The sequence below is a fragment of the Streptomyces sp. NPDC001348 genome, from assembly GCF_053597535.1.
On sequence record NZ_JBSFIK010000034.1, the window covers coordinates 48,180 to 55,960 of the forward strand.

At 69.7% G+C, this 7,781-nt stretch carries 7 protein-coding genes; 6 read left to right on the top strand and 1 reads right to left on the bottom strand.

Going from position 1 to position 7,781, the window contains the following annotated elements; genetic code table 11:
- Positions 1-27 precede the first annotated feature (27 nt).
- The 5 genes from ACWC21_RS29630 to ACWC21_RS29650 all read left to right on the top strand — a co-directional run bounded on the left by ACWC21_RS29630 (position 28) and on the right by ACWC21_RS29650 (position 5,874).
- Complete coding sequence (locus ACWC21_RS29630; protein WP_450886150.1) at positions 28-1,035, top strand: ABC transporter permease; 1,008 nt, start codon at positions 28-30, stop codon at positions 1,033-1,035.
- Positions 1,032-2,123, top strand: a complete 1,092-nt coding sequence (locus tag ACWC21_RS29635; protein WP_450886152.1) for an ABC transporter ATP-binding protein — start codon at positions 1,032-1,034, stop codon at positions 2,121-2,123. Before ACWC21_RS29630 ends, ACWC21_RS29635 begins: the two co-directional genes overlap by 4 nt.
- Positions 2,120-3,679 carry an ABC transporter ATP-binding protein gene (locus ACWC21_RS29640; RefSeq protein WP_450886154.1) on the top strand — a complete coding sequence of 520 codons (1,560 nt, stop codon included), beginning with the start codon at positions 2,120-2,122 and terminating at the stop codon, positions 3,677-3,679. Before ACWC21_RS29635 ends, ACWC21_RS29640 begins: the two co-directional genes overlap by 4 nt.
- Before the next feature lie 99 nt (positions 3,680-3,778).
- Positions 3,779-5,170, top strand: a complete 1,392-nt coding sequence (locus ACWC21_RS29645; RefSeq protein WP_450886155.1) for a M1 family metallopeptidase — start codon at positions 3,779-3,781, stop codon at positions 5,168-5,170.
- A gap of 47 nt (positions 5,171-5,217) precedes the next feature.
- Positions 5,218-5,874, top strand: coding sequence for a trimeric intracellular cation channel family protein (locus tag ACWC21_RS29650; protein ID WP_450886156.1), 657 nt, complete (start codon positions 5,218-5,220; stop codon positions 5,872-5,874).
- Here the strand turns inward: ACWC21_RS29650 and ACWC21_RS29655 are convergent.
- Positions 5,783-7,024 carry an alpha/beta hydrolase gene (locus tag ACWC21_RS29655; RefSeq protein ID WP_450886157.1) on the bottom strand — a complete coding sequence of 414 codons (1,242 nt, stop codon included), beginning with the start codon at positions 7,022-7,024 and terminating at the stop codon, positions 5,783-5,785. The genes ACWC21_RS29650 and ACWC21_RS29655 overlap by 92 nt on opposite strands.
- 160 nt (positions 7,025-7,184) lie before the next feature.
- Here ACWC21_RS29655 and ACWC21_RS29660 point away from each other — a divergent pair.
- Positions 7,185-7,781, top strand: a 597-nt coding sequence (locus ACWC21_RS29660; RefSeq protein ID WP_450886159.1) for a thioesterase family protein, incomplete at its 3' end; no start/stop codon positions are given.

A 7,781-nucleotide genomic window follows, 5' to 3' on the forward strand; every position in this document is an offset into this window, starting at 1 on the left:
GGCCCGCGGGCGCCAGCGCCGGTCCCCGTGATCTCGTACATCCTCCGCCGGACGTTCGCGGCAGTGATCCTGCTGCTGGTCGTCTCCGCGGTCACCTTCGCCATCTTCTTCCTGCTGCCACGGCTTGCCGGCCAGACAGCGGACCAGTTGGCGCAGCAGTACATCGGCAAGAGCCCGTCGAAGGCGGACATCGCCGCTGTCAAGCACAACCTCGGTCTGGACCAGCCTGTCTACGTCCAGTACTGGCACTTCATCAAGGGGATCGTGGCCGGCGCCACATACGACCTCGGCCCCACCACGGCGCACTGCGACGCACCCTGCTTCGGTTACTCCTTCAAGAATCACCAGGCGGTGTGGCCGGAGCTCACCTCCCGCATCCCGATCACCCTCTCCCTGGCCCTGGGCGCCGCCGTGCTGTGGCTGGTCTCGGGTGTGGTGGCCGGTGTGATCTCCGCGCTGAGGCCGCGCTCGGTCTACGACCGGGCCTTCATGGGCATCGCGCTCACCGGCGTCTCGCTGCCCATGTTCTTCACGGGCAACCTGGCGATCCTGCTCTTCGAGTACCAGTGGCCGATCTTCGGCAAGACCTACGTCCCCTTCACCGAGAACCCCTCGCAGTGGGCCAACACCCTGATACCGGCCTGGTGTTCGCTCGCCCTGCTCTACTCCGCCATCTACGCCCGGCTGACCCGCTCGGGCATGCTGGAGACGATGAACGAGGACTTCATCCGCACGGCCCGGGCGAAGGGCCTGCAGGAGCGCACGGTCATCACCCGGCACGGACTGCGCGCCGCCCTCACACCGATCATCACCGTCTTCGGCATGGACATCGGCCTGCTGCTCGGCGGTGCCGTGATCACGGAGTCGGTGTTCTCGTTGCCCGGTGTCGGCCAGTACGCGGTACAGGGCATCACCGACAACGACCTGCCGAAGATCCTCGGCGTGACGCTGCTCGCCGCCTTCTTCGTCGTCTTCGCAAATCTTGTGGTGGACGTGCTCTACGCCGCCGCCGACCCGCGGGTGAGGCTCTCGTGACCGAACGCTCCAAGACCGGCGCCGCAGTGGGGGAACCCACCACCGGCAAGGCGCCCGAGGCCTTCCTCGAGGTCCGTGACCTCAAGGTGCACTTCCCGACCGACGACGGCCTGGTCAAATCGGTCGACGGGCTCAGCTTCTCGCTGGAGAAGGGCCGGACCCTCGCCGTCGTCGGCGAGTCCGGCTCCGGCAAGTCGGTCACCTCACAGGCCATCATGGGCCTGCACCGGCTCGGTACGCGCGGCAAGAACGTGCGGATGTCCGGCGAGATCTGGCTGGACGGCAAGGAACTGGTCTCCGCCGCCCCGGACGAGGTGCGCAAGCTCCGCGGCCGCGAGATGGCGATGATCTTCCAGGACCCGCTGTCCGCGATGCACCCGTACTACAAGGTCGGCGACCAGATCGTCGAGGCCTACCGGGTGCACCACGACGTCAGCAAGAAGGTCGCCCGCAAGCGCGCCATCGAGATGCTCGACCGGGTCGGCATCCCCGAGCCCGCCAAGCGCGTCGACGGCTACCCGCACGAGTTCTCCGGCGGTATGCGCCAGCGCGCCATGATCGCCATGGCGCTGGTCAACAACCCCGAACTGCTCATCGCCGACGAGCCGACCACCGCCCTCGACGTGACCGTCCAGGCGCAGATCCTCGACCTGATCCGTGACCTGCAGAAGGAGTTCGGCTCCGCGGTCATCATGATCACCCACGATCTGGGTGTGGTCGCCGAGATCGCCGACGACGTCCTGGTGATGTACGGCGGCCGGTGCGTGGAGCGCGGCCCGGCCGACGAGGTCTTCGAGCAGCCGCAGCACCCCTACACCTGGGGCCTGCTGGGCTCGATGCCCCGTATCGACCGTGAGACCTCCGAACGGCTCATCCCGGTCAAGGGCCAGCCGCCGAGCCTCATCAACGTCCCCTCGGGCTGCGCCTTCCACCCGCGCTGCCCGTACGCGGACATCCCCAAGGGGAACGTCACCCGCACGGTGCGCCCCGAGCTGGAGCAGGTGAGCACCGGGCACTGGAGCGCCTGCCACCTGTCGGCTGAGGACCGTACGCGGATCTGGACCGAAGAGATTGCGCCGAAGCTGTGAGTGAGACGACGAAGACCGGGGCGACGAGCGGGTCCGCCGATGGCGAGGTGCTGCTCAAGGTCGAGGGCCTGACCAAGCACTTCCCGATCAAGAAGGGCATTCTCCAGCGCCAGGTCGGCGCGGTGAAGGCCGTCGACGGCATCGACTTCGAGGTGCGCAAGGGCGAGACCCTGGGCGTGGTCGGCGAGTCGGGCTGCGGCAAGTCGACCATGGGCCGGGTCATCACCCGCCTCCAGGACCCGACCGGCGGCACGATCACCTTCGGCGGGCGGGACATCACCCGGCTCAGCACCGGGGACATGCGCCCGCTGCGCCGTGACATCCAGATGATCTTCCAGGACCCGTACGGCTCCCTGAACCCCCGTCACACCATCGGCTCGATCGTCTCGGCGCCCTTCCGGCTCCAGGGCGTGGAACCCGAGGGCGGGGTGAAGAAGGAGGTCCAGCGGCTGCTGTCGCTGGTGGGCCTCAGCCCCGAGCACTACAACCGCTACCCGCACGAGTTCTCCGGCGGCCAGCGTCAGCGCATCGGCATCGCCCGCGCGCTGGCCCTGAAGCCGAAGCTGGTGGTGGCCGACGAGCCGGTGTCCGCGCTGGACGTGTCGATCCAGGCGCAGGTCGTGAACCTGATGGACGACCTCCAGGAGGAGCTCGGCCTCACCTACGTGATCATCGCCCACGACCTCTCCGTGGTCCGGCACGTCTCGGACCGGATCGCGGTGATGTACCTCGGCAAGATCGTCGAGCTGGCCGACCGCACCTCGCTGTACGAGGCGCCGATGCACCCGTACACCAAGGCGCTGATGTCGGCGGTGCCGGTGCCGGACACCAAGCGCCGGGGCGCGAAGAGCGAGCGCATCCTGCTGCGCGGCGACGTACCGTCCCCGATCGCCCCGCCGAGCGGCTGCCGCTTCCACACCCGCTGCTGGAAGGCGACGGAGATCTGCCGGACGACCGAGCCGCAGCTCCTGGAGCTCAGGCCCGGTCAGCGGGTCGCCTGCCACCACCCGGAGAACTTCGCCGACCAGGCCCCGCAGGACACGGTGCTGCTGTCCGCCGCGAAGAAGGCCTCCGAACTGGTTCCGGACGCGGTACTGGAGGAGTCCGCGGAGACGTCGGCCGCCGTCGCGGCGGAGACCTCCGCCAAGGCGGACGCCGAGGCTCCCGCGCAGGCGGAGGTCCCGGGCCCCCGGTCGGCCGAGGCAGACACCGACGCCGACGCCGCTACGGACAAGGTCACGGCCACCGACGCCGGCACGGACACCGAGGCCTCGGCGGAGGAGACCGCTGCGGACGCGGCGGCCTCCGGCGCGAAGACCGGTCCCGGTGCCAGGACCACGCCCGAGGTTCCCCCGGCCGACGCCGACGGCCCCGTGGAGGAGCCGCCGGCCGCCACCGGTGCCGCGGCCGACGCCCCCGCCGAGGAGCCGGAGGCCGTCGCCGAGCGGACCGCCCGGGATGCCGAGGCCGCCCGGGACGCCGATGCCGAGGCCCAGGGTGAGGCCGACTCCGCCGGGCCGGCGGCAGCCGAGTCCCAGGAGTCAACCGACAAGTAGCACATGACAACTCGGCAAAGTCATGTACATGCATGAACGGGAGAGTGCAGAGTCGTCCGTGTCCGTCCACTGATCGGAACACGTTCGAAGGGACGACCCTTGGCATTCTCCCGTTCGGCACGTACAGCGGCCCTCGCCACCGCGGCGGCCTCGTTCCTCGCCGTCGGCGCCGCCTCCGCCCCCACCCCGGGCGGCCCCGGCATCGGCGACAGCTACTTCCCGCAACTCGGCAACGGCGGCTTCGACGCCCGCCACTACGACCTGGCCGTGTCCTACGACCCGGCCAGCGACCGCCTCGACGGCCGGACCACGCTCACCGCGCGCGCCACGAAGGCCCTCTCGTCCTTCGACCTCGACCTGCAGAAACTCGAGGTCACGAGGGTCGAAGTGAACGGCAGAGGAGCGAAGTTCACCCGCGACGGCGACGAACTGCGGATCACCCCGCGCGGCCCCCTGCGCAAGGGCCGGACCTTCACCGCCACCGTCACCTACGGCGGCGTACCCGAGCCCCTGAGCGGTCCCATCGTCTTCGGCTCGAAGTACGGCTGGATGAAGACCGACGACGGCGTCTTCGTCGCCTGTGAACCCAACGCCGCCTCCACCTGGTTCCCGTCCAGCGACCACCCCTCCGACAAGGCCACCTACGACATCCGTATCAAGGCCCCCAAGGGCCTGACCGGCGTCTCCAACGGCCGGCTGGTCGGGACGTACGACAAGGGCGGCTCGACGTACACCCACTGGCGTGAGAACAGGCCCATGGCGACCTACCTCGCGACCGCCACCATCGGGAAGTTCGACGTGCGGACGGGGAAGACCCCCTCCGGCATCCCGATCTACGTCGCCATCGACCCGGTGCTGAAGAACAGCAACAGCGTCGACGTGTACGGGGTCACCGCCGCGGCCACGGACTACTGGTCCCGGGTCTTCGGCCCGTACCCGTTCGAGGAGACCGGCGCGATCGTCGACGACATGCCGGAGGCCGGCTTCTCACTGGAGGTGCAGAGCAAGCCCGCCTACTCCGCCGTGCGCAACGAGTCCACCATCGTGCACGAGCTCGCCCACCAGTGGTTCGGCGACTCGGTCAGCGTGGCGCGGTGGAAGGACATCTGGCTGAACGAGGGCTTCGCCACCTACGCCCAGTGGCTCTGGGCGGAGCACCAGGGCACCCGCTCGGCACACGACTCCTTCCTGGCCGGCTACGACTCCCGCCCCGCCGACTCCTCCTTCTGGCAGATCAAGGTCGCCGACCCGCAGCGGGACACCATGTTCGCCTCCGCCGTCTACCAGCGCGGCGCGATGACCCTGCAGGCCCTGCGGGAGCGCATCGGGGACACCGCGTTCTTCAGGCTGCTGCCCGCCTGGACCAAACTCCACCGGTACGGCAACGCGGACACCGCCGACTTCATCCGACTCGCCGAGAAGGTCAGCGGACAGCGGCTCGACGACCTCTTCCGGACCTGGCTGTTCACCACCGGGAAACCGGCACTGTGAGCTGAGCTCCATGAGGTCCGCTCACCCTGACGAGTGAGAATGTCGGGGTGCTCCAGCAACTCTTCAGTCCCTCCGTCCAGCACACCCTCGACGTCGTCGGCATCTTCGTCTTCGCGATCTCCGGTGCGCTGCTGGCCGTCCGCAAGAACTTCGACGTCTTCGGGATCGCCGTCCTCGCCGAGGTCACCGCGCTGGGCGGGGGGCTGTTCCGGGACATCGTGATCGGGGCCGTACCACCGGCCGCCTTCACGGATCTCGGTTACTTCCTCGCCCCGCTGCTCGCCGCGCTGCTGGTCTTCTTCCTGCACCCGCACGTGGAGCGCATCCAGGCGGCGGTCAACGTCTTCGACGCGGCCGGCCTGGGTCTGTTCTGCGTGGCCGGTACGACCAAGGCGTACGACTACGGCCTCAACCTCACCGCCTCGGCGATCATGGGCCTGGCCACCGCCGTCGGCGGCGGTGTGCTCAGGGACGTACTCGCCAACGAGGTGCCCTCGCTGCTGCGCTGGGACCGCGACCTGTACGCGGTCCCGGCGATCGTCGGCGCCACCATGGTGGTGCTGTGCATCCACTACAGGATGCTGACGCCTTACACCACCGCCCTCGCCGTCGTCACGGCCTTCGTGCTGCGCCTGCTCGCGATGCGGTTCCACTGGCGAGCGCCGCGCGCGTGGAACCGCCGGTCGACGGTGACCGAGGAATAGAGCCGTCCGCGGCCGCCGTCCGCGGCCGGTTCTGGCCCATCTGCAGGGTCAGCCACCGGAAGGACGGCACCACCTGGGGCCGCCACAGCGCCATGGTGTGGCCGCCGGCGCTGCGCGGCAGGAACACCACGTGCACGGTCGTCGGCGCCTTGGCGATCGATTCCAGGGCCACGCCCGCCTGGTAGCCGTCCCCGGACTCGCCGGAGACGTACAGTGCGACCCGGGGCGGTACGGCCGCCCTCTTGAGCAGCAGGTACGGGTTGTTCGCCGCGCGCAGGGCCGGGCTCTGCGCGGCGAGCGAGTTCCGTTCGCCGATCGGGTCGTTGTACCCGGACAGGCTCACGGCGGCCCGGTAGCGGTCGGGGTGGGCGACGGCCAGCTTGACCGCGCAGTGCGCGCCGGCCGAGTAGCCGGCGACCGCCCAGCCGGACGGCGCCGGTTCGGCGCGGAAGTTGTCCATGACCATCTTGGGCACGTCGATGCTCAGCCAGCTGTCCGCGTTCACCGTGCCCGGGATGTTGGCGCAGCCCGTGTCCACCCCGGCCAGCAGGTTGGTGCGCGGTGCAACCAGGATGAACGGCGCGACCTGGCCGTCCTTCATCAGCGGCAGCAGCTGCTCGTGGGCCTTCAGCGTGCCGAACCAGGCCTTCGCCGATCCGGGATAGCCCGGCAGCAGCTCCACGACCGGGAACCTGCGGTGCCGGTAGGCGGGCTGGCCGTACTGCGGCGGCAGCCAGACGTAGACCTCGGCGTTCACTCCGGACACCCGGCCCTTGAGCTGGGTGACGCGGACCCCGCCGGCCGCGTGCATGCCGGGGCCGTCGGCGGCCTGGAACGCCTGCTTGACCTTGGGCAGCCGTTTGAACGCTATGCCGCCGGTGCCGTCCCGGCCGAGGTCGGCGGCCTGCTGGACGTGGTTGCCGGTGCCGAGCAGGTCGGCCCAGTTGTCGTAGAGGTTGTCGGAGTTGTTGACGAGGACGAACACCAGTGTGACCGCCGTGACCTGGGCGAAGAGCAGCATCAGCACCCGGGCCGCGACGCGCAGCGCCCTGGGCCCGCGCATCCTCGACCACAGGACCAGCGGCAGCAGGAGGGCGACGACGGACAGCACGGCGGTCGTGTAGAGAAACGCAGTCCCGGTGAGGCTCATGTCCTCATAGAGGGGTACGGGAGTCTCGGGGTTACGGGCGTGTCCCCACACTTACCTAGATATTGCCGGGATCTCACCCAGCAGGCCGGATCTTCATCATGGGCATCGCGCGCCACAGACAAAGCTACCGCTTAGTAATTTCCTGTTGTACGGTTCGTCCATGCCAGAAGCAGCTTCCGTTCCCGCGGCCGTGATCGGCGACAGCGAGTTCGACCGCGACACCGCGGTCACCCGGCGCGAACCCGGGGTCTACGACATCGACCTCTCCGCCGGCTGGACCATCATCAACGCCGTCAACGGCGGCTATCTGCTGGCGGTCCTGGGCCGGGCACTCGCGGACACCCTCCCGCACCCCGACCCCTTCACCATCTCGGCGCACTACCTCACCGCCTCCCAGCCGGGGCCGGCGGTCGTGCGCACCGAGACCGTCCGCACCGGCCGCACCCTCTCCACCGGCCAGGCGTCCCTCTTCCAGTACGACGAGGCGGGAGGCGAGGTGGAACGGATCCGCGTCCTCGCCTCCTACGGCGACCTCGACTCCCTCCCGGACGACGTCCGCACGACGGCCACGCCGCCGGCGTTCCCGCCCCCGGACCAGTGCTTCGGACCCCAGGACGCTCCGGGCCCCGTCCCCGGCAGCTCCGCGATCGCCGACCGCCTGATGCTCAAGCTGGATCCGGCCACCCTGGGCTGGGCGCTCGGCGCCCCCTCCGGCAGGGGCGAGATGCGCTCCTGGTTCGGCCTCGCCGACGGCCGT

Excerpts from the sequence above, each read along its gene's own strand:
- ACWC21_RS29655 (WP_450886157.1), bottom strand. The coding sequence starts at position 7,024 with ATGAGCCTCACCGGGACTGCGTTTCTCTACACGACCGCCGTGCTGTCC.